The sequence below is a fragment of the Pyxidicoccus xibeiensis genome, assembly GCF_024198175.1.
Taxonomy (GTDB): Bacteria; Myxococcota; Myxococcia; order Myxococcales; family Myxococcaceae; genus Myxococcus; species Myxococcus xibeiensis.
In genome coordinates this window covers 567,892-588,193 of sequence record NZ_JAJVKV010000004.1, presented here as the reverse complement: position 1 = coordinate 588,193, position 20,302 = coordinate 567,892, and the positions used below count along the sequence as shown (strand labels likewise).

The 20,302-nt window shown below is 72.2% G+C and carries 20 protein-coding genes; 12 read left to right on the top strand and 8 right to left on the bottom strand.

Annotation, left to right across the window (positions count from 1 at the left end; translation table 11 throughout):
* Positions 1-84: 84 nt before the first annotated feature.
* From LXT23_RS20250 to LXT23_RS20235, 4 genes are all read right to left on the bottom strand, one after another.
* The gene (locus LXT23_RS20250) at positions 85-1,362 is read right to left on the bottom strand and encodes a lipocalin-like domain-containing protein (RefSeq protein ID WP_253981849.1); all 1,278 of its coding nucleotides are present in this window, start codon (positions 1,360-1,362) and stop codon (positions 85-87) included.
* A 3-nt stretch (positions 1,363-1,365) separates the two neighbouring features.
* On the bottom strand, positions 1,366-3,903 hold the full coding sequence (locus LXT23_RS20245; protein ID WP_253981848.1) for an FtsX-like permease family protein: 2,538 nt from the start codon (positions 3,901-3,903) through the stop codon (positions 1,366-1,368).
* Complete coding sequence (locus tag LXT23_RS20240; RefSeq protein WP_253981847.1) at positions 3,900-4,616, bottom strand: ABC transporter ATP-binding protein; 717 nt, start codon at positions 4,614-4,616, stop codon at positions 3,900-3,902. Before LXT23_RS20240 ends, LXT23_RS20245 begins: the two co-directional genes overlap by 4 nt.
* Before the next feature lie 65 nt (positions 4,617-4,681).
* The gene (locus tag LXT23_RS20235; RefSeq protein WP_253982344.1) at positions 4,682-5,488 is read right to left on the bottom strand and encodes an alpha/beta hydrolase; all 807 of its coding nucleotides are present in this window, start codon (positions 5,486-5,488) and stop codon (positions 4,682-4,684) included.
* A 69-nt stretch (positions 5,489-5,557) separates the two neighbouring features.
* Between LXT23_RS20235 and LXT23_RS20230 the strand changes: the two genes are divergently transcribed.
* A complete protein-coding gene (locus tag LXT23_RS20230; RefSeq protein ID WP_253981846.1) occupies positions 5,558-5,848 on the top strand; it encodes a DUF3467 domain-containing protein in 291 nt (96 codons plus the stop codon).
* 7 nt (positions 5,849-5,855) lie between these two features.
* Here the strand turns inward: LXT23_RS20230 and LXT23_RS20225 are convergent, their stop codons facing one another.
* On the bottom strand, positions 5,856-6,476 hold the full coding sequence (locus LXT23_RS20225) for a hypothetical protein (protein ID WP_253981845.1): 621 nt from the start codon (positions 6,474-6,476) through the stop codon (positions 5,856-5,858).
* A 125-nt stretch (positions 6,477-6,601) separates the two neighbouring features.
* On the bottom strand, positions 6,602-8,389 hold the full coding sequence (locus tag LXT23_RS20220; RefSeq protein ID WP_253981844.1) for a hypothetical protein: 1,788 nt from the start codon (positions 8,387-8,389) through the stop codon (positions 6,602-6,604).
* A gap of 124 nt (positions 8,390-8,513) precedes the next feature.
* Here LXT23_RS20220 and LXT23_RS20215 point away from each other — a divergent pair, with 124 nt between their 5' ends.
* From LXT23_RS20215 to LXT23_RS20185, 7 genes are all read left to right on the top strand, one after another.
* Positions 8,514-9,269: a hypothetical protein gene (locus LXT23_RS20215; RefSeq protein ID WP_253981843.1), complete on the top strand. Its 756-nt coding sequence runs from the start codon at positions 8,514-8,516 to the stop codon at positions 9,267-9,269.
* Between the two features lie 150 nt (positions 9,270-9,419).
* Positions 9,420-10,328, top strand: a complete 909-nt coding sequence (gene hemF / locus LXT23_RS20210; protein WP_253981842.1) for an oxygen-dependent coproporphyrinogen oxidase — start codon at positions 9,420-9,422, stop codon at positions 10,326-10,328.
* Positions 10,329-10,334: 6 nt separating this feature from the next.
* The gene (locus LXT23_RS20205; protein ID WP_253981841.1) at positions 10,335-10,853 is read left to right on the top strand and encodes a hypothetical protein; all 519 of its coding nucleotides are present in this window, start codon (positions 10,335-10,337) and stop codon (positions 10,851-10,853) included.
* Positions 10,854-11,240: 387 nt separating this feature from the next.
* Entirely contained in the window at positions 11,241-12,158 is a 918-nt protein-coding gene (locus LXT23_RS20200; protein ID WP_253981840.1) for an Immediate early protein ICP0, read from the top strand.
* Positions 12,159-12,235: 77 nt separating this feature from the next.
* A complete protein-coding gene (locus LXT23_RS20195; RefSeq protein WP_253981839.1) occupies positions 12,236-12,850 on the top strand; it encodes an RNA polymerase sigma factor in 615 nt (204 codons plus the stop codon).
* Between the two features lie 73 nt (positions 12,851-12,923).
* Positions 12,924-13,568, top strand: a complete 645-nt coding sequence (locus LXT23_RS20190; RefSeq protein WP_253981838.1) for an anti-sigma factor family protein — start codon at positions 12,924-12,926, stop codon at positions 13,566-13,568.
* Positions 13,569-13,570: 2 nt separating this feature from the next.
* Positions 13,571-14,020 (top strand): hypothetical protein, encoded by a 450-nt coding sequence (locus LXT23_RS20185; RefSeq protein WP_253982343.1) that lies wholly within the window; start codon positions 13,571-13,573, stop codon positions 14,018-14,020.
* A 22-nt stretch (positions 14,021-14,042) separates the two neighbouring features.
* On the opposite strand, the gene LXT23_RS20180 is transcribed toward LXT23_RS20185, so the two are convergent.
* Together LXT23_RS20180 and LXT23_RS20175 are read right to left on the bottom strand one after the other, a co-directional pair.
* Complete coding sequence (locus tag LXT23_RS20180; RefSeq protein WP_253981837.1) at positions 14,043-14,837, bottom strand: hypothetical protein; 795 nt, start codon at positions 14,835-14,837, stop codon at positions 14,043-14,045.
* A 102-nt stretch (positions 14,838-14,939) separates the two neighbouring features.
* On the bottom strand, positions 14,940-15,518 hold the full coding sequence (locus LXT23_RS20175; protein WP_253981836.1) for a hypothetical protein: 579 nt from the start codon (positions 15,516-15,518) through the stop codon (positions 14,940-14,942).
* Positions 15,519-16,076: 558 nt separating this feature from the next.
* On the opposite strand from LXT23_RS20175, the gene LXT23_RS20170 reads away from it, so the two are divergent.
* The 4 genes from LXT23_RS20170 to LXT23_RS20155 all read left to right on the top strand — a co-directional run bounded on the left by LXT23_RS20170 (position 16,077) and on the right by LXT23_RS20155 (position 20,276).
* A complete protein-coding gene (locus LXT23_RS20170) occupies positions 16,077-16,316 on the top strand; it encodes a chaperonin (protein ID WP_253981835.1) in 240 nt (79 codons plus the stop codon).
* 80 nt (positions 16,317-16,396) lie between these two features.
* Entirely contained in the window at positions 16,397-18,004 is a 1,608-nt protein-coding gene (locus tag LXT23_RS20165; RefSeq protein ID WP_253981834.1) for a phospholipase D-like domain-containing protein, read from the top strand.
* A gap of 168 nt (positions 18,005-18,172) precedes the next feature.
* Positions 18,173-18,739, top strand: a complete 567-nt coding sequence (locus tag LXT23_RS20160; protein ID WP_253981833.1) for a hypothetical protein — start codon at positions 18,173-18,175, stop codon at positions 18,737-18,739.
* Between the two features lie 142 nt (positions 18,740-18,881).
* Positions 18,882-20,276 carry a hypothetical protein gene (locus tag LXT23_RS20155; protein WP_253981832.1) on the top strand — a complete coding sequence of 465 codons (1,395 nt, stop codon included), beginning with the start codon at positions 18,882-18,884 and terminating at the stop codon, positions 20,274-20,276.
* The last annotated feature ends 26 nt before the right edge of the window (positions 20,277-20,302 follow it).

Genomic DNA, 20,302 nt, shown 5'->3' with positions numbered 1-20,302 from the left:
CGCGAGACATCCACCCCGGACCGCCGCCGGATGGTGTTCTGCGCCGCCCCGGGGTATCCGCCGCGCTCGGGTGAACGGCCCGGCCTACCGACCGTTCCCGGTGGCAGCGGGTGCCTGTCCCGCCGCGGCCTCCGCCTCCGGCGTTCCGCGCGCCCGCGTCTCCCGCCGCCGCGGGCCCTGCGTGTCCGCGTAGCCCGTCAGCTCCACGTAGCCGCGTCCCGTGACGGGGCTGCCCTCGCGCGTGCCCTCCAGGCCCACCGAGCCCTCCCAGTAGATGACGCTGACCGGCAGCTCCTGGTCCGCCAGCCTCGGCGTCACCGTGAGCTCCAGCCCCAGCTTCTCCACGCTCAGCCGCCACCGCGCCGGGTACTCCCCCCCGCTGCGAGGGCTCTTCCACGTGTCCAGCACCGTGAGCCGCATGTCCTCTCGCGACACCTTCACCGGCTCGCTCGAGGCCGCGCCCGCCGGCGGTATCCACAGCCCCGAGCTGAACCGGTCCGCCGAGCCGTCCTTCCGGCGGAGCTGGTAGTACATCAGCTCGCTCCCGTCCGAGAGCTGCAGCGAGAACCAGTCCCACCCCACCTGGTCCGGCCCGAGCGCGCTGGTGCTCCACTCGCGGTCCATCCAGCTCTCACCCTTCACCGCGTACGTCTGCCCCTCCACCCGCACCGTGCCCGTCGAGGGCATCCGCGTCATCGAGTAGTAGTAGGACGCATTGCCCCGCTCGGGCCCCTTCTGGCTCAGGCCCCTGTCTCCCTGGAGCACCGGCGGCTTGCCCGGCTCCAGCAGCAGCTCCAGCGCCACCGCGTCGGACTCCGCGCGCAGCCGCACGGGCCACGTGGCCTCGCCCACGCTCACCGCCTCCCAGTCCTCCAGCCACACCCGGAACGGCTGCGCCGTCGCGCCGGCCAGGCCCATCGCCTCGCGGCTGAAGCGCTCCGACGCATGGAACTGTCCGCCCGCCACGTCCGACACCGTGAAGTGGCCCAGGAACACCTGCCGCGCGCCCCATGCCGATTCACGTTGCGGCGCTTGCGGCGCCAGCGCGCTGCGAAACAGCGTGAACTGGTAGCCGAAGGCGCGTCCATCCTCCGTCTCCAGATTGCCCGTCCAGTACCACCACTCCGTGCGGAACCCGGGATGCGGGCCGTGGTCCTCGGGGAACTGGAACGGCCGCGGCTCGTAGGCCCGCGCGTAGCCCTCCGTGCCCGCGTCGCCTCCGCCGAGCGCTCCGGCCACCGTCAGCGCTCCGCCCGCCCTCAGCGCGGGGGGCGCCGACTCGCGCGTGACGATGACCACGGCCACCGCCAGCCCCGCCAGCACCACTGCCGTCCCGATGACGAGTCCTCGGCCGCCGCTCATGCCTCACTCCTCCCGCAGCGCCATCGCCGGGTTGGCCCGCGCCATCTTCCACGCCGGGTACAGCCCGGCCAGCGCCGACGCCACCAGCGCCAGCAGCATCGCCTGCACCAGCGTCTCCGGCGTCACCGCGAGCTGCAGCGTCCACCCGAACGAGCGCTGGTTGATGACGTGCACCAGGATGTACGCCAGCCCCACGCCCAGCGGCATGGAGAACAGCCCCGCCAGCAGGCCCAGCAGGCCCGTCTGTATCGACACCAGGCCCCACAGCTGGCCCGGCGTCAGCCCGGTGGCGCGCAGCACCGCCAGCTCCCGCGCCCGCTCCAGCTGCAGCGACATCAGCGCGCTCAGCACGCCCACGAAGGCCACGCCGATGGCCAGCAGCCGCAGCACGTGCGTAATCGTGAAGGTGCGGTCGAACACCTCCAGCGACGCCTGCCGCAGCGAGCGGTTGGCCCGCACCAGCAGGGCCTGCGAGTCCCCGGCCCGCTCGCGCGCCGCCGCCACCAGCGCGTCCACGTCCGCGCCGGGGGCCGCGTACAGCGCGACGCCGCTCACCCCCCGGTCGTCGTACCAACGGTCATACGTGGCGCGAGGCATCAGCATCGTCCCCACGTCCGAGCCGTAGTCGAAGTACACGCCCACCACGCGGAAGTCGTGCGGCCCCTGGTCCGTCGTCAGCCGCACCGTGTCGCCCACGCCCACGCGGCGGTGGAAGCTGAACGGCTCCGACACGAGAATCGCGTCCTGCGACGCCTCCAGCTCGCGCCAGATGGCCGCTGCGTCACCGCTCTTGAACCGGTACGGCCGCGTCGGCGTCTGCGAGAAGTCGATGGCCAGCAGGTCCGTGGGCACGCCGCCCACGCGCGTCGTCGCCACGCGGATGGTGCTGCTCGCGGCGACGCCCGGCGTGGCGCGCAGGCGCTCGGCCAGCCCGGGCACCAGCGTGGTCGTCCCGCGCCGCGCCACCAGCGAGGGCGGGGAGATGAAGACGTCCGCCTGCAGCGACGTGTCCAGCCACGACACCACCGTGCCCCGGAAGCTGGACACCATCAGCCCCACGCCCACCGTGGTGGCCACCGCCACCATCAGCGCCGCCAGCGCCACCGCCGTGCGGCTGAGGCTCGTGCGCACGCTGCGCGCCGCCATGCGCCCCAGCAGGCCGAACGCGGCGCCCAGCGGCACCGCCGCCCCCGCCGATAGCCGCTCCGTCACCCACGGCACCAGCAGCGCCGAGCCCAGCAGCACGGAGAACAGCCCGCCATACGCCGGCAGCAAGGCCTGCGTGGGCCACACCAGCAGCCCCGTCCCCGCGGCCAGCACGACGAGCCCCAAGAGCGCCAGCTTCGGCGCGCGGCTGCGCGACACGTCCTCCAGCGTGGAGCGCCGCATCGTCGTCACGGGCGCCGAGCGTGCCGCCTCCCACGCCGGCACCAGCGCCGCCAGCAGCGTGGCCCCCAGCCCCAGCGTCAGGCCCTTCACCAGCGTGAAGGGCTCCAGCGCCAGCCCGCGCACGCTCACCACGAAGTACAGGTCATTGAACGTCTGCGTGACGAGCCCCACCAGCCCGCGCGCCAGCAGCACGCCCAGCAGCAGGCCCGCCACCGTGCCCACGGCGCCCAGCACCGCCGCCTCGCCCAGCACGAGGCCGAAGAGCTCGCCCCGGGTGATGCCGATGGCGCGCAGCCGCCCCAGGAGCCCGCGCCGCTGCACCACGGAGAACGTCATGGTGTTGTAGATGAGGAACATCCCCACCACGAGCGCCAGCAGCGACAGCGCGGTGAGGTTGGTGCGGAAGGCCCGCGTCATCTGCTCCACCGTGCCCGCCCGCGCCGCCGCGCGCAGCAGCTCCGTGCCCACCGGCAGCGTCGCCGCCAGTGCCTTCGCCTCCGCCTCGTCCCGAATGCGCAGGTCGATGCGCGTCAGCCACCCCGCCGTGCCCAGCACCTCCTGCGCCGTGGACACGTCCGTGAGCACCAGCGACTCCAGCGCCCGCGCGGTGTCCTCGTCGGCGGGCTCCACCAGCCCCGCCACGCGCAGCTGTCTTTCCACACCCTCCACGCGCACCGGCAGCGTGCCGCCGGAGGCAATGCCCAGCGCGCGCGCGGCCCGGGCGCTCAGCAGCACCGAGCCCGGCTCGGTGAGCAGCGCGCCCACGTCGCCCACGGCCTCGCCCCGGGCGTAGTCGCGGAACGGCGCTTCCGCGAACGGGTCCACGCCCAGCACGGTGAGCGTGCGCCGGTCGCCCACCGCCGCCCGCACGTAGCCCTCCACCACCGGCGCGGACACCGGCGCGTCGCGGCGCAGGCGCAGCTCGCGGTACACGCGCTCGTCGACGCCCGAGGAGCCGCCCACCACCTGGTGCGTGGCGCGGCCGGCCACCGCGTCCGTGGAGCGCTCGAAGGCGCGCAGCGCGCTGCCGCTCGCCAGGTCGATGGACACCACCACCGCCACGCCCAGGGCGATACCCAAGAGCGACAGCGCCGTCAGCCACGGGTGGCCGCCCAGGTGGCGCAGGCTGGAGCGGACCAGCAGCCCCCTCACCGCGCCTCCTTCCGCGCGTGCGCGCGCTCCACCAGCCGTCCGCCCTCCATCGACAGCACGCGGTCCGCGCGGGCCACCAGCCCCGGCTCGTGCGTGACGACCAGCGCGCACGCATTGCCCTGCCGGATGAGCCCTTCCATCAGGTCCAGCACCTGCCGGCCCGTCGCCTCGTCCAGGTTGCCGGTGGGCTCGTCTGCCAGCAGCAGCGGCGGGGAGTGCGCCAGCGCCCGCGCCACCGCCACGCGCTGCTGCTCGCCGCCGGACAGCCGGTCCGGGAAGCCGCGCGCGCGGGCGCCCAGCCCCACCCGCTCCAGCAGCGCGCGCGCCCGGGCCCCGGCATCCGTCGCGCTCTTCCCGTTCAGCTCCAGGGGCAGCCGGACGTTCTCCTCCACCGTCAGCGTGGGCAGCAGGTTGAAGGCCTGGAAGATGAACCCGATGCGCTCGCGCCTCAGCAGCGTGCGCTCGCGCTCGCTCAGGCGGCCCAAGTCCCTCCCGTCCACGCGCACCTCGCCCCGGGTGGGGACATCAATGCCGCTGATGAGGTTGAGCAGCGTGGATTTTCCCGAGCCGCTGCGGCCCAGCAGCACCACGAACTCGCCCCGGTGCAGGGACAGCTGGACGCCGGAGAGCACCTCCCTCTGGGTGTCGCCTTCGACGTAGGCCTTGGTCACATCGCGCAGCTCGACGAGGGGAGGGGAGTCGGAGGAGGGCATGCGGGCTTCTCAGATACACCGATGCCCACGCCGCCGCCGGGTTTTGCGCCTGCCCGGGCTTCCGCTCAGGCCCCCGCGGCCGGAGCGTGCGCCTGCCATGCGCCTAAGTCCCGCCACTGCTCCAGGAAGCCCGCCACCTCCGCCGCCAGCAGCGGGCCCGCCGTGTCGCGCGGAATGATGTGGAAGCCCTCCCGCAGCGACAGGAAGCGCACCGACGGGGCAGCCGTGAGCCGGCGGGCGAGCCACCGCCCGCCCTCCGGGTCCACCACGTGGTCCTGCTCCGCCACCGCCACCAGCGTGGGGCAGCGCACGTGGGCCAGGTCCCCCACCGCCAGGTTCTGCAGCGTGCACAAGTCCCGCAGCCGCGCCACGGGGAAGGCGGGCAGCACGGGGGCCTCGGCCAGCGCCACCGGGTCGGAGATGTCCGTGCCCGTCTTCTCCGCCCAGGGCCTGGCCCACTCCAGCACCGGCGTGCGGGCCAGCTGCCGGATGAGGAACATGCGCGGCCCGCGGAAGCGGATGGCCGGGGCCACCAGCGCCAGCGCCCGCACCTCGTCCGGGTGCCGGGCCGCCAGCCCCAGCGCCAGCAGCGAGCCCATGGACAGCCCCGCGACGAAGACGCTCCGGTGGCCTCGCAGGGAATGGAGCGCGTGCTCCGCCGCGGCCTGCCAGTCGCGCCAGGTGACGTGCAGCAGCGCCTGGGGCGTGGTGCCGTGCCCCGGCAGCCGGGGGGCCACCACGCGCATTCCCCGCGCGGCCAGGGCCTCTCCCAGCGGACGCACGTCCCACGGGCTGCCGGTGAAGCCGTGCAGCAGCAGGCACGCATCCTCGCCCCGGCCCAGGTCGAAGGGCGCCGTCTTCTCCAGGTCCATGCCCTCGGGATGTGCGCTCACGCCGTGACGCTGGCCACGCGGAGGCGCAGGCGCTATGCCCTGTGACTCATGGCGGACACTCCGAAGCCCCCGGACATGCAGTTGCAGATACAGATAGACGAGGACGTCGCCAATGGTCAGTACGTGAACATGGCCCTGGTGAACCACTCGGACACCGAGTTCACCCTGGACTTCATCTACGTCCAGCCCAACGTGCCCAAGGCGCGGGTGCGCTCGCGCATCATCACCAACCCCAAGCACATGAAGCGCCTGGTGGCGGCCATGCAGGACAACATCGCCCGCTACGAGGCGAAGTACGGCCCCATCGTCCTGCGCGAGGACGACGCGGGCATGCACTGAGGTTGCGCTAGGGCTGCTGCGCCTTCTCCTGCTCCTTCGGAGTCTCCTTGCGCTCGGCGAGGTAGGCGTCCACGCGTGACTGGAGGTGGGCGGCGAACTTCGGCTCCACCCGGCCCAGGATTGCCCACTCGAAGTCGGTGGCGCGGCTGAGGGTGGGCTTGGTGGGGGACATGGGCTCGCCCAGCACGTACCGGCCCGTCCCGGACGAGGAGCCGCTGCCGTCGGAGCCCCCGCTCTTGCCTTCCTTCGAGCCGGCGAAGCTGCCCGGGTGCGACGCGGCCCGGCCGTTGGTGGTGTAGGACATCCGGTAGGCGCGCACCATGGAGCGGCCGTCCGCCAGCGGGGTGACCTGGACGAGCAGGCGGGACCAGCTGGCGCCCACGTCCACGTTGCCGTGAATCTTCCACGTGGTGTGCAGGTAGTTCGGGTCCGAGGTGGGCAGCAGCTCGTACCCCTGCTCGTCGAGCAGCGCCGTCGCAGTCGCCCGCAGCGACTCCGGCGGGAGCCGGTAGAGGGCGTGGCTGGTGGTGCCCTCCAGCAGGTTCTGGCGAGGGTCCGGCGTGAGCGCGCACCCCGTGGCCCCCAGCAGCAGCCCGACGACCAGCATGTACGCGAAACGCCCACTCATGAAACACACCTCGGTGCCCCGGCCCTGGATGCGGCGACCGTCCGGCGTCCCCGGGGAATGCGGGCCGGACCTCCGGGAAACGTCCCGGCGGTACGGCCCATATCGTGGCGAGGGGCCCGTCCGCTTCAGTCGCAGCGGTGACAGAGCGTCCGGGTGCCGCCGGGGGCCCACGGGGCGGGGTGCTCCTGGCACACCTTGTCGGGCCGGGCGTGGAGGCGGCGGACGCTGGCCTCCAGGCGGGGGTACCCGTCCTGGGTGACGCGCTGGTAGGCCTCCCAGTCCGCCGCGGAGGCCTCCCAGAAGACGCAGGTGCCCGGGCCCTCGCGCACGGTGCCGTTCTCGAAGACGCTCCAGTGCCCGTTGCCCGCGGCGCCGTCGGCCGGCACCCAGCCGAGCGCGACGTTGGAGAAGTTCACCCGGGGCCAGGACGGGCCCAGCAGGCCGCCGAAGCGCTTGCGCTCGTCGCGCAGCACGCGCCGGATGCGCGCGGTGGCGCCCCGGTCCTCCAGCGCATCCATGAACTGGAAGGGCGGCGTGCCCCGGATGCGCTCCGCGTAGCTGTCCTCGTAGACGCGGAAGGCCCGGCCCCAGCCGCGCGACACCTCGACGAGCATGACGGCGACGAGCACCGCCAGCCCCACGCTCCACGCCCTCGCGCGGGGCGGCTGCGCCTGGAAGAGCGCGCCCACGCGGAGGCTGGCGACGAGCAGCACCGTGAGCAGCAGCAGCAGCACGGCGTGGAAGCCGTACTTGAGGAAGTAGTACTCGATGGGCAGCCGCGCCCCCAGGTAGGCCAGCTGCGCCAGCGCGTTGACACCGGCGAACAGCAGGGTGAAGTCGAGCAGCCGCCGCTCGACCCCCTCCGCGCGCGGCACGCAGAAGCGCACGACGCACAGCCCCACCACCGTCCAGCACTGCACCCGCAGGGCGCGCTCGTACGAGTGGACGAGCAGGCCGCCGCTGATGCCCGCCAGGGGCAGCAGCCGGGACATGGCGTACACGGCCGCGGCGATGAGCAGCAGGCCCACGGGCCACGTCCAGCGGCGGTAGCGCGCGCCCAGCCGGGGGCCCTCCAGCAGCACCAGCACGCCGCCGGTGAAGAGGAGGTCCGGGAGGTTCAGCCCGTACGTGTACCGGTAGAACACGGTGAAGGCGGCGAGCGCGAGGCACCGCGCCCAGGGGGAGCGCGGCAGCGCGTAGGCGAGCCACCCCAGCACCAGCGGCACCAACCCGAAGATGTGCGCGTAGAAGCCGTCCGCCTGGTGGTAGTGCAGCAGCTTCAGCAGGAGGAACCACCACACGCCCACGGTGCCCACCAGCAGCGCCACCTGCGCCGCCAGCAGCGCGCGCGCCGTGCTCCAGAGCCGGCTGACGGCGACCTCCAGGCCGGCGGCGAGCGCCACCGCGAGCACCGCGGGCACCAGGTAGAAGGTGGCGCGGAAGCTGGTGAAGGCGTCCAGGCCGAAGAGCCGCTCCAGCGCGTGCGACACCGCATAGAAGAGGACGAAGCCCTGGTACGTGCCGGGCGCCGTGGTGACGAAGAGGGCCCGCAGCGCCGCGTGGTTGCCGGCGTCCCCGCCGCCCATGGTGACGAGGCCGCCCAGGGCGGGGATGCCCAGCAGCCGCCACGTCAGCTCCATGGCCACGATGACGTAGAGGACCTGGAGCGCGGCGAGCGGCAGGTGCGTGGGCCACGGCGCACGGCCCGAGGTGGCCTTCCAGGCGAGAGCGGACAGGAGCGCCGCCCCGGCGAGCGCGCCCGGCCACAGGGGCAGCCCCAGCGCCGTGCGGAGCACGCCCGCCACGCCGGCGGGCAGCAGCCACAAGAGCAGCAGGAAGAACAGCGGCCCGAGCCCACGAGGCGGCTCGGGGAGTGGCTCGGGGCTCGGCTGCGGGGCGGGGGTGTCCTGCACGGCGGGTGTCCCTATCCCATCCCCTGGCGGGACGCACGCCCAGGTGTGCGCCCGCCACGGCCGGACACTTCCGGACCCGGTGCCTCTGGCGTGAGTGCCCGGCGCGGCGCAGACTCGGGGCACCGTGCTCCGAATCCTCGTACCCCTGCTCGTGCTCCTGTGCGCCGTCCCGGCCGCCGCCCAGTGCCTGGGTGACGGCGTGCAGCTGTTCCCCACGCCGGGCGCCGTCATCCCCACCAACACGCGCTTCCTGCTGGAGGGCGTGGGCACCGCGCGCTCGCAGGTGGCGGCGCTGGTGGGCAAGAAGCTGCGGCTGACGTCGGACAAGCACGTGGTGGAGGTGAAGGCGCAGCGCGGGTGGGAGAGCAGCCTGGGGCGCGTCACCGTCATCCTCAAGGTGGACGGCCGGCTGGAGCCGGACACGCGCTACACGCTGCGCGTGGACGAGCTGCTGCCCAACGTCATGGTGCTCAACGGCCGCAGCACGGTGCTGCCCGAGTGGCGCACCGGGAAGGGCGCCGACGGCCGCGCCCCGCGCTGGCTCAAGCGGCCCGCCGTCTCCGAGGGCTTCCTGCGCCGCACGGCCCAGGGCACCACCCGCTTCGTGCGGCTCAACCTGTCCTTGCGCGAGGAGAGCCCCGCCTACCTCGTGGTGAAGCTGGAGCCGCGCCGGCCCGGCCCCAGCGTGCAGCACTACGTGGTGCCCATCTCCAACAACACCGCCTTCATCGGCCACGAGGCGTGCAGCGGCACCTTCGCCATGGAGGACGGCCGCAGCTACCGCGCCAGGATTGAAGCCTTCGACGCCGCCGGCCAGAGCGCCCCGCCCGTACCGGCGGTGGACTTCGAGGCGCCCGCGGACGACTCCGCGCAGCCCTGACGGGCCGCGGGGACGGCGGGTGTACGACGAGTTCGCCGCCAGGGAGCTGGATGTGTCCCCGGACGGCAGGAAGATGGTGTACGCCATCAACGGGCAGGCCAACCTCTTCGTACTGACGGGCTACTGAGCGGCCCGCCCAGGAGGGCGCATTTGACGACGGTGGACGTGGAGAGCCTGAAGGAGCGCATGGCGGCCTTCACCCAGTCGCTGCAGGACGACATCTGCGGCGCGCTGGAGCGGCTGGACGGCAAGGCGCGCTTCCGCGAGGACGCCTGGACGCGGCCCGGCGGCGGCGGCGGGCGCAGCCGGGTGCTGGAGGACGGCGCCGTGCTGGAGAAGGCCGGCGTCAACACCTCGGTGGTGTTCGGCGAGCTGGAGGCGCAGTTCGCCCAGAAGCTCCAGGGCGAGGGGCGCACCTTCTGGGCGGGGGGCATCTCACTGGTGCTGCACCCGCGCAACCCGCACGTGCCCACCGTCCATGCGAACTACCGCTTCATCCACCAGGGCGGCAAGGCGTGGTTCGGCGGCGGCGCGGACCTGACGCCGTACTACCTCTATGACGAGGACGCGGCGCACTTCCACCGCGTGCACAAGGCCGCGTGCGACAGGCACGACGCGGCGTACTACCCGCGCTTCAAGGCCGCGTGCGACCACTACTTCCACCTGCGCCACCGCGAGGAGACGCGTGGCGTGGGCGGCATCTTCTTCGAGAACATGGGCGGCGAGCTGGAGAAGGAGCTGGCCTTCGTCCAGGAGTGCGGGCGGGCCTTCATTCCCGCGTACCTGCCCATCGCCGAGCGGCGCAAGGACACGCCCTTCACGGAGGCGCAGCGCTTCTGGCAGGAGGTGCGGCGCGGGCGCTACGTGGAGTTCAACCTCGTCTATGACCGGGGCACCGTCTTCGGCCTGGAGACGCGCGGGCGCACCGAGTCCATCCTCATGTCGCTGCCGCCGCAGGCGCGCTGGCGCTATGACCACCACCCGGCGCCGGGCACCCCGGAGGCGCGGCTGGTGGAGGTGCTGCACCACCCGCGTGACTGGGTGGGCCAGGAGGGCTGAGCCGCCATGTCCACTCCCACGACGCCACAGCCCTCGCGCGGGGGCTCGCGCAAGGTGCTGCCCCTGCTGCTCGCCGGGCTGGTCCTGCTGGGGCTCGCGGCGGGGGCCGTCTTCTTCTTCCGGAGCCGGAGCGCCGCGCCGGGCGGCGGCCTCTTCCAGGCGGAGCAGCCCACCGACACCGAGGCGCGCGTCAACGTGCTGGCGCTGTGTGACGCGGTGCAGGGCTACCGCGACGAGCACGGCGCGTACCTCGCGCTGGCGCCCGAGCCGAAGGAGGTGCCGCGCGGCGGCGTGCCGGTGCCCTTCCCGGTGGAAGGGCCGTTCCACGCCATCGGCTTCGAGCCGGGCGAGAAGGTCCGCTTCCAATATGAGGTGGTGGTGCAGGAGAGCCCGGTGGGGGAGCCCGAGGTGTCGTGCCTGGCGCGCGGCGACTTCGACGGCGACGGGCAGAACTCCGTCTACCGGGTGCGGCTGGATGCCAATGGCATGACGAGTCCCGTCGAGGTGGAGCGCGAGGGCGAGTAGGCCCCGCTCGCAACCCCGCCCCGCCTCCGCCCGACAATCCGGAGGATGGGGCACGTCGGCGACATCCAGGGCCCGCGAGGCCCGCTCGCACGGGCAGGGGAGACCCACGTCGGGCCACGCCCCTGGGGAGGCCCGGTGCGCGAGGGGCCCCGGACGCCTCCCGCCGGCACGCCGCTGCCCTTCACGCCGCTGCCTTTCATTGATGCGCCGCGCTGGGACGTCCCGCGCCCCGCGCCTGGAAGGCCGCCTCCGGGTCTGCCTCCGGACACTTCGGAAATGCCCGCTCACGGCACGCCGTTTCCGCCTGCGTTAGGCTCGGAGGCGTCAGGGCCGGATGGCGCGTCGTCCCCGCACCCCTCTTCTCCGACGGCTGGTGAGGCATCTCCCATGTCCTCCTTCCGAATCACCTCCGAGCTGGCCCGCATCCTCCGCTCCGGCAGTGGGGCCCCGGCCGCCCTGCCCCAGGGCCCGGAGGCTCCGCAGTCGCCGACGCGGCCGGGCCAGGACGACAACTTCCGCACCCAGCCGCAGGCACCCACGGGCCGCCCCGTCCTGGGCGGCGAGGCGCGCGGGCCGGTGAAGTCGGTGGAGGAGCTGGTGCCGCCGGGCCTGGAGAAGGTGGCCGGGCAGGAGGAGCTGGCCCACAAGTTCGCCTCGGACGCGGCGCTGCTGGCCGCGCAGCTGAAGCCCTCGCAGCTCACCGGCTCCGAGCGCGCCACGCGCCTGTGGGCCTTCTACGCCGCCTATGCCACGGCCGCCGCCGCGAAGCCGCCCCAGGAGGAGGCGAAGCAGGCCTTCCGCGAGGCCCTCCAGGGCCAGGGCTTCGCCGAGCTGCGCGACGCCCGCACCGCGGAGAACGGCGTGGACCGCGGCCTCTGGGTGCTGGCCGCCCGCACCCCCGACGAGGCCCGCGAGCGCATCGCCACCGTCCGCCTGGAGCCGCCCCCGGACATCCGCCACTCCGAGGCCGCCGGCCGCAAGGAGCCCCCGCCCGGTGAGCGGGCCGCCGAGCAGGCGCTGTCCCTCCCGGCCGGCGCGCGCCTGTCCGACGCCATCCGCGGCACCGCCGTCCCCGTGACGCTGGAGGGCCGCGAGCCCGGCCAGGAGGACGAGGCGGACCCCCTGCACCAGCGCCGCACGAAGCGCCGCCTGGGCCCGGCCATGCTCTGGAACGTCCTCCACGGCTTCCGCGCGCCCCCGGAGGACGGGGCGCTGGCGCAGGCCCAATGGGACAGGGCCACCTTCGGGGCCGTGCTCGCCCTGACGGCCATCGCCCTCATCGTCATCGCGCTCGTGAGCCTCTAGGGCCGCCCACCAGTAAACCCCCCGCCAGCGCGAAACTCCTTGGCGGGCGCCGGCTTGTGGTACGTTGCCGCACCCACTTGGCAACCGACGACCTCACTCTCGTCAAGCGCGTCCGGAGCGGCGACCAGCGCGCATTCAAGCTCCTCGTCGAGCGTTACCAGCGCAAGGTGTACGCCGTTGCCCTGGGCATGCTGAAGGACAAGGAAGAAGCAATGGACGTCTCCCAGGAGGCGTTCGTCAAGGTCTACAAGTACCTGGACCACTTCAAGGGCGACTCGTCCTTCTACACCTGGCTCTACCGCATCACCGTCAACATCTGCATCGACGTGATTCGCAAGAAGGGCGGCGGCGGCGAGGTCGTCGAGTTCGACGAGACGCAGGACATGGACCTGTCGGAGGCCCGCATCGGCGCGCTCGGCAGCCGGCTGGGCACCAACCCCCAGAAGAGCGCCCTGCGCCGCGAGCTGGCGGAGAAAATCCAGGAGGCCCTGGCCACCGTGCCCGAGAAGCACCGCGCCATCCTCCTGCTCCGGGAGATCGAGGGCATGTCCTACGAGGACCTGGCCCGCACCCTGGATATTCCCAAGGGAACGGTGATGAGCCGCCTGTTCCATGCCCGGGCCAAGGTTCAGAAAATCCTCAGTGAATACCTGGAGTTGGACGAAGCCAAGAGCGGGGTGGGCAGTGAGTGAGGGGCCCTCGAATATCTGAGGGGACCCCGCGTCCGAAGCTTCGCACCCCCCACCAGGAAGCAGGGTGAAGGTCATGGCCGGAAATCCCGCGTGTGAGCGTTTCGTCCCGATGCTCTCCCCGTACGTCGACGGGGAGCTGTCGCCCGCGGAGCGCGTCAATGTCGAACGTCACCTGTCCGCCTGTCGGGACTGCACGGGACGTGCGGCCGACCTGCGCGCCGAGTCGGGCCTGCTCCGGGTGGGCCTGGACATGGCCGTGGACGACGTGGACTTCAAGGACTTCGCGCAGAAGGTGATGGCGCGGGTGACGCCGGAGAAGCCGCCGCTCATTGAACGGATGAAGCTGGCGCTGTCGGAGATGTTCCTCTACCAGCGCACCGCCATGCTCTCGTCGCTGGCCACCGCCGCGGTGCTGGTGGCGGTGGGGCTGCCGCTGTTGCTCTCCGACCGGGCGCCGGTGGGCTACGCCGCGGAGCGCATGACGGTGAAGTCCATCCAGCCGTACCAGAACGCCCGCGTCGCGCCGGTGGTGATGGAGACGGACAACGGGGGTACCATCATCTGGCTGGTGGACGAGGAGACGCAGGACGGCTCCTCGCGCGAGGACGAGGAGCTGGAGGAGGAGATTGGCGGCGGCATGAAGCCGGGCAGTGACGGGCGTCAGCAGCCCGCGCGGCCGGTGCAGGATGCCCCGAAACCGTCGGGAGGTCCCCTGTGAGAATGCACGTGTCGTCGGGTCGGGTGCTGCTGGCGGTGCTGGGGCTGGGGCTGCTGCTGCCCATGGCGGCGAGCGCCCAGGACCCGAAGGTCCAGGTGCAGGTCGAGGTGGTGCTGGCGTCGATGAAGGGCGGCGACGTGGACCCGCCCGAGCTGGAGAAGATGAAGGAGCAGTTCCAGAAGCAGAACTTCAACTTCACGTCCTTCAAGCGCCTGTCGCTCCAGGTGCTGGAAGTCACCGGGGCGAAGGCCACCGAGGTGAAGCTGCCCAGCGGCACCAATGCGTCGCTGAAGCTCTTGGGGCTCAAGGACGGCATCGCCACGGTGCAGGTGGCCATTCCGCGCCAGCCCACGCTGGACGTGGAGCTGGGGCGGCAGGGCGCCGTCTACCAGAAGGCCGGCAAGTACGTGGGCGGGGAGCTCATCCTCGTGCTCTCCCCTCCGGCCAAGTAGCAGCCTCCGTGCGCCCGCGCCCTCAGGCGGCGCGGTGCACGGCCGTGTCCAGCATCACCCCGGTGGTCTCGTCCCCGTCCTCGTCGAGGGCGTGCGGGGCGGCCACCGGCTCCAGCGGCGCCGGGGCCTGGTGGGCGGCAGCGGGCTCGTCGGCGCGCTCGCGCTCCAGGTGGATGCGCAGCCCGTCGAACATCATGTCGAACGCCGCGTAGACGCGGTCAATCATCTCCAGGGCGTCGGCGCGCACCTCGGGCTCCAGCTCCATGGCGCCCAGCTCGGCCGCCAGCTGCTGCTCGAACATGGCGTGCTGCGCCTCCGCCTCCATGTGGTGGTCGGAGAAGTACTTCAGCTTCTCGTTGGCGCCCTGCGCCGCGCTGAGGACGGCGGTGCGGCCGAAGAAGACGTGGCTGGTGGACTCGAGCGCCATCAGCAGGACGATGCGCAGCCGGTCATCCACCGGCCGGTACACCTCGCTGATGATGGCGTAGGCCGCGTCGCGCGTCTTCGTGTGGGCCTTGCCGTACATGGCGCCGATGCTCAGCGAGCCGCCGGTGAGCGCGGAGATGTCCTCCTCGAACCACTGGTCGTGCCCGGCCTCCTCGGAGTGGTGCCGGGTGGCGAGCGCCTTGAGGTGCGCGTCCTGGACGAAGTGCGCGTTGAGGCGCAGCACGTCCTGGAACGTCATCACCCAGAAGGTCAGGCGCGGCGCGAAGGCCATCACCTGCTCTATCGGGCGGTCCATCCTCAAGTCGGAGAAGAACGGGTGTGCGGCGAACTGCGCCTCACGGGTCTCGATGTGTTGGAGCACGGCCTTCATGTTGGTTCCTCACAGGTGAACGGCTCCGCCCCGGCCGGCGGAGGTGTCAGGACTCGGGTCCGCGGCGGGGAGCAGTGCGGACCCGAAGGCGTGCGGCGTGCGCTACCAGTTGACGGTGTACGTGCAGGAACCGTCTCCCCTGCGCCGGCAGCTCTTGGGGTCATGTTCTATACGCACCCAGAGGGAATCCTTGGGGCGGAACCTGTCGCCAATGGCTTCGATGAGCCCCAGGTCCAAATCACACGGATAGGGATTGTCACACACCATCCGAGCATTCCGCTTGTCCACATGCTCGAAGCGGTAGCCGCCAATGCCACCCTTGCCGCGGTGGTTCATGCGGTACGCCACGTCGATGGCGCGCAGGCCCTTGTCCAGCGTGTCGATGTCCGGCGGGAAGTGCGCGCTGTCCGGAATCTTCCGCCCAATCGTGCGCACGGTGCTCGGGCCAATCTTCTCGAAGACGAGCTGGAAGGACTTCAGCAGCGCGGGCATGGGGTACCACGCGTCCGCCTTCAGAGGCGCGATGCCGTTCTCCGCCAGGATGCGCAGCGCGCGCGACTGCGCGAGCTCCATTCCGTTGACGATGGCCAGGATGGACTGCCCGACGACTTCGACACCCTGGTACGCCGACGGCTGGAGTGTGGGGGCCGTGACTGGAGGCTGGGAGGTCTTCAATTCCATACGTGAGCGCCCTCTCAAATAACTGTCACGCATTGAATCGGCTTTTTCCGATAATTTCAAATTGAGTGGGTTGTCTGTAATTTTCCTGGAGACAGGCTAAGGGATTACCCGCAGGTGTGACATTGACTCGCGCGTGAGGTGTTGGTGGCCCGCGCGAGGTGTCCGTGTGACGTGCACCGCGCATGTCGGCGCTCCGCGCAGCGGGTGCGGGCCGCTGTCCGCGCCTGGGACCGCGGGGCCGCTGTCCGGACCTGGGACGTCCGTGTCGCGTGTCCGGTATCCGGTGTCGGTGGTGCGCGCCCACGGTGAGTGTGCACCCGTGGACGTCCCGAGGGGCGGGGCCGCAGCCGCCGGAGAACTTTTCGTCGGACTTGCAGGGCGGGGACTGAAAAAAAGTCAGGAGTTCCGTCCCAGGCGGGGGGCAGGCAGGCGGCCGACCTTCGTAGTCACGGGGGTTTGCGTGCGGCACGCGCGTTGCTCTGGGGAAGGGCATGCAGGGCGGCGACGGCGGCGGGCCGATCGCAGGTCAGGCAGACCCTCAACCTTGGAGAAGAAATCATGGCGAAGACGACTCAGCGTGGGCAGGTCATCCGTCGTAGCGCTCGGCAGGTGAAGGTGACGACGGCGCGTGCGGTGAAGGGTGCCAGCCGGAGCGCTCGCCAGGTGCAGGTGACGCTGGGCGACCTCATCGCGGCGGCGTTCGACACGGTGGGCGGCGAGGTGAAGAAGGTGGCCCAGGTGGTGTCCTCGAAGGACATGACGCTGGCCACGGGCAAGCACATCGTCATCGTCGGCTGATGCGTCGTGCCGGGACGTGCGCCACGTCGTGGCGCGTGGGGCGGTGACAGCGGCGGCGGCGGCGACAAGGGGACCCACAGTTGAAACGCGTCATCATTCCCGGACGTAATTGCTGGACGGTGGAGGAGACGAGCGACGCGGGCGTGCTGGTCGACGGGCGCTCCTACTACCGGGAGCTGTATCGGGCCGCTCGGAAGGCCCGGCGCTACATCGCGATTACGGGCTGGCAGTTCGACAGCGACGTCGCGCTGCTGCGCGGCGAGGACACGGGCGAGGCGCGCGGTGAGTCGCGGCTGCTGCCCATGCTGGACGAGCTGTGCCGGGCCAACCCGGAGCTGCACGTGTACGTGCTGGCCTGGGACTTCAGCCTGCTGCTCGCGATGGAGCGCGAGTGGATGCAGCACCTCATCTTCAACTGGACGACGAACGAGCGCGTGCGCTTCCGCTTCGATGCGTCCAGCCCGCTGTACGGGGCGCACCACCAGAAGCTGGTGGTCATCGACGGCGTCGTGGCCTTCACCGGTGGCATGGATGTCTGTGATTGCCGCTGGGACGACCGGGACCACCCGGTGAGCTCGGCGCTGCGCTGTGACAGCGGGAGGGACCCGCACGGGCCCTACCATGACGTGCAGTCGGTGCTCACCGGCCCGGTGGTGGACAAGCTGGCGGAGCTGTTCGAGGCGCGCTGGGCGCACTCGGGCGGCGGCGAGCTGCGGCTGCCCAAGGTGGCGCGCGACGACGTGGACTTCAGCTGCAGCATGCCGGCGCCTCCGGGGCCGGTGGCCATCAGCCGGACCTTCGGCAAGACGCTGCTGCCTCCGCAGGAAGCGGTGCAGGAGGTGCGCGCGCTGTACCTGGACGCCATCGACTCGGCCGAGCGCTTCATCTACATCGAGAACCAGTACTTCTCTTCGCGCGCCATCTACCAGGCGCTGGTGCGGCGCATGCGCGCGGCGGGGCGCGGGCGGCTCCAGGTGATGCTGGTGCTGCCGCAGCAGCCAGAGGCCCTGCGGGAGCAACTGGCCATGGGGCTGGCCCAGGTGCGCCTGCTGCGCTCGCTGGAGCGCGTGGCGCACGAGACGGGACATGCCTTCGGTGTGTACTGCTCCGCCGGACGCAACGAGGCGGGCGAGGACGTCTACACGTACATCCATTCCAAGGTCATGGTGGTGGACGACCGGTTCCTCACGCTGGGCTCGGCCAACACCACCAACCGCAGCCTGGGCCTGGACTCGGAGCTGAACCTGAGCTGGGAGGCGGAGGAGGACGGTGACGCGGTGTCGCGCGCCATCCGCCGCATCCGCGTGTCATTGATGGCGGAGCACGCGGGCCTGTCGGGCGTGGCGCCGGTGCGCGTGCTGACGCGGGCCGACGGCGCGCTGGTGGACTGGCTGGACGGGGTGGCCTCCGCGAGCCAGCACCGGCTGCGGCCGCACCCCATGGTGACGGTGTTCGACCAGACGCCGCTGCTCAAGTCGCTGGAGCCGGAGGACCTCATCATCGACCCGGAGGACTCCGTGCTGGACGAGTCCCTCTTCGAGGCGCTGCACCGCGCCGAGGACGGACTGTTCGCCTCGGGCGTGCGCCTGCTGTCGCGCTGGCTGGTGGGCGCGGGCACGGAGCGTCCGCACCGCGCCATCCTCCCGGCGGGGGTGGATGACGACGCCGGGCGTTCCACGGGCGGCTGAGGCAGGTCCAGGCCCGGACGACGCTCCGGGGAAGCGCGGCGAGCGCCTGCGCCCGCCCGCCCGGCTGCCCTGGGACGGGCCCGAAGCCACAGGCCCCTCCAGCGGGTTGTGCCTGCTCTGGCGACCCACACCTTGTTGGGAGAACAACTCTCGCAAGGAGATTCCCACATGAAGCTTCCACTGATGGCCGCGCTGGCGGCCCTCACGTTCTGGGGCTGTTCGAGCCAGTCCGCCAACACGCGGGCGGATGAAAGCGCCCAGGCAGGCGCGACGGGCGGGGCAGGCCAGGCGGGCTCCTCAAATGAGGACCCGGCGCGGGAGCAGGCCGAGGCCCAGGAAGAGGCCAGGGAGAGCCCGCTCGAGGCGTCGGACGTGGTGGACAACGAGCGCCGGGACCGCATGGGCGCGCCCACCGTCTATGACGGCGAGGCCACCGGCGGCAGTGGCAGCGACACCACCGTGACGACGGGCGACGGCGAGAAGTGGGACGTGGTGGACGAGCCGGGCGCGGACCGTGAGCCGCGCAGCGACGACTCCAAGCAGGAGGACACCGCGACGGGTGGCTCCGGCACCGAGCCGCAGGACGGCACCGGGAGTGACAACACCGGCGGCGTGAGCGGCGGCGGCGGCCAGGCGGGCGGCACGGGCTCGGGCGGCAGCGGCTCCGGCGGCGGCTCGGGTGGTGGTGGCGGCTCGGGCGGCGGTGGCGGCGGCGGTGGTGGTGGCGGCATCTAGGCCGCGCCTCGCGACGGACATGGCACCCGTCAGGTCTCCAGGCCGGGCGGGTGCGCGTGTACCGACGCACCGCAGTGTCACCCACACGTTGCGAGGGTCGGTTGCTTCGCCTCGCGGCGTGGCCGGGTAGAGTTGGGGGACGATGAATGGAGCCCCTCTCTTCGCCCTGCTCGCACTGGTGTCCACCCAGAGCTCCTCCGTGGAGGAGCTTCCTCCGGATGGAGAGTCCTCCGGCGGCGACTCGCCCGTCTCGGCGGCGCGGCTGGACGAGCCCGCGCCTCCGGGAAGCCGCACCGGCGGCGAGGGCTTTGGCTTCAGCGCCCAGCTGGAGGCGGGTGCCCTGAGCTTTCCCTCGGGCACGCCGGACGGCGGGCAGGACCTGTTCGCGCGCATCTATCCGTCGCTGGGCCTGACGAAGGGCGAGTCCTTCGTGCTGCGCCTGGGCGCCAACCTGCGCCTGCGGCTGCTGGACGAGGAGCCCAAGCAGAAGGAGACGGACTACGGCCAGCTCCTGCGCCGCGAGGACTGGGACGAAATCAGCGACGCGGGGCAGGTGGTGCGCATGCTGCGCATCGGCCAGGAGGGACGTCCCGTCTTCCTGCGCGTGGAGCCCTTCGTCGACGAGACGCTGGGGCGCGGCTACCTCGTGGGCCGCTACAGCAACGTGCTGTCGCCGGACTACCACCCCGCGGGCGGGACGCTGACCGTCGTGAAGGGCCCGGTGCGCGCGGAGGTGCTGGCCAGCGACGTGCTCGCCGCGCGCATCTTCGCGGGCGAGGTGCTGCTCGACATCGGCCGCATGGCCAGCGAGGACGCGAAGCGGTTCGACCGCTACCTCGTGCGCCTGTCCGGCGCGCATGACGCGGGCCGCGCGGGCGGCAGGACGCCGACGCTCACCCTGGCGTCGGTGGGCGCGGACGTGGCGCTCTACAAGGGCGAGCGGCTGCGCACGTGGGCGCTGCTCGCGGGCGGCGGGCGCTTCACGGAGGCGTACACCCCGGACTTCGGCGGGCTCCTGGGCCTCGCCATGGAGGGGCAGACCTCCAGCGGCACGCAGCTCAGCGTCACGCTGCAGGGGCGCAAGCAGGGCGGCCGCTTCCGCTTCGGCATGTTCGGCCCGGACTACGAGCTGGGCCGCTTCTCCGGCGTGGGCCTGTCGGACGTGCCCATCTCCGAGGAGGTGCTGCCCTCGGGCTTCTCCGGCTACCTGGAGCTGAGCGTGGCGAAGGGCGGCCCGGACCAGCTGCTGCTGATGGGCAGCGTGGCGGCGCAGTACTACGGCTTCGGCCGCACGGACGCGGACGTGTCCGTGGGCTTCGAGCTGCCCGGCTCCCAGACGCGGGCGCTGGCGCGCGCGGTGCTCACGGCGCTGGGAGACCGGCCGCGTTACTCGTTGGGCCTGGAGGTGAGGCACCGTGTCCTCAACCACTTCTATGCCTGGGGAACGGGTGGCACCGTGCACTTCCCGCAGCCCGACGGGCGCCTGGTGCGCGGCGTCACCGCGGGCGTCGGCGTGGGCGTGGACTTCCAGCGCTGACCCGGGCGCCTCCCTCGCGGAGGCCC

Bases quoted from the DNA above. Each gene is read 5' to 3' on its own strand.
- LXT23_RS20225 (WP_253981845.1), bottom strand. From the start codon at position 6,476: ATGAGTGGGCGTTTCGCGTACATGCTGGTCGTCGGGCTGCTGCTGGGG.
- LXT23_RS20175 (WP_253981836.1), bottom strand. From the start codon at position 15,518: ATGGAATTGAAGACCTCCCAGCCTCCAGTCACGGCCCCCACACTCCAG.
- LXT23_RS20155 (WP_253981832.1), top strand. From the start codon at position 18,882: ATGAATGGAGCCCCTCTCTTCGCCCTGCTCGCACTGGTGTCCACCCAG.
- LXT23_RS20250 (WP_253981849.1), bottom strand. From the start codon at position 1,362: ATGAGCGGCGGCCGAGGACTCGTCATCGGGACGGCAGTGGTGCTGGCG.
- LXT23_RS20190 (WP_253981838.1), top strand. From the start codon at position 12,924: ATGGCCGGAAATCCCGCGTGTGAGCGTTTCGTCCCGATGCTCTCCCCG.
- LXT23_RS20185 (WP_253982343.1), top strand. From the start codon at position 13,571: ATGCACGTGTCGTCGGGTCGGGTGCTGCTGGCGGTGCTGGGGCTGGGG.
- LXT23_RS20230 (WP_253981846.1), top strand. From the start codon at position 5,558: ATGGCGGACACTCCGAAGCCCCCGGACATGCAGTTGCAGATACAGATA.
- LXT23_RS20200 (WP_253981840.1), top strand. From the start codon at position 11,241: ATGTCCTCCTTCCGAATCACCTCCGAGCTGGCCCGCATCCTCCGCTCC.
- LXT23_RS20170 (WP_253981835.1), top strand. From the start codon at position 16,077: ATGGCGAAGACGACTCAGCGTGGGCAGGTCATCCGTCGTAGCGCTCGG.
- LXT23_RS20205 (WP_253981841.1), top strand. From the start codon at position 10,335: ATGTCCACTCCCACGACGCCACAGCCCTCGCGCGGGGGCTCGCGCAAG.
- LXT23_RS20240 (WP_253981847.1), bottom strand. From the start codon at position 4,616: ATGCCCTCCTCCGACTCCCCTCCCCTCGTCGAGCTGCGCGATGTGACC.
- LXT23_RS20235 (WP_253982344.1), bottom strand. From the start codon at position 5,488: ATGGACCTGGAGAAGACGGCGCCCTTCGACCTGGGCCGGGGCGAGGAT.
- LXT23_RS20180 (WP_253981837.1), bottom strand. From the start codon at position 14,837: ATGAAGGCCGTGCTCCAACACATCGAGACCCGTGAGGCGCAGTTCGCC.
- LXT23_RS20160 (WP_253981833.1), top strand. From the start codon at position 18,173: ATGAAGCTTCCACTGATGGCCGCGCTGGCGGCCCTCACGTTCTGGGGC.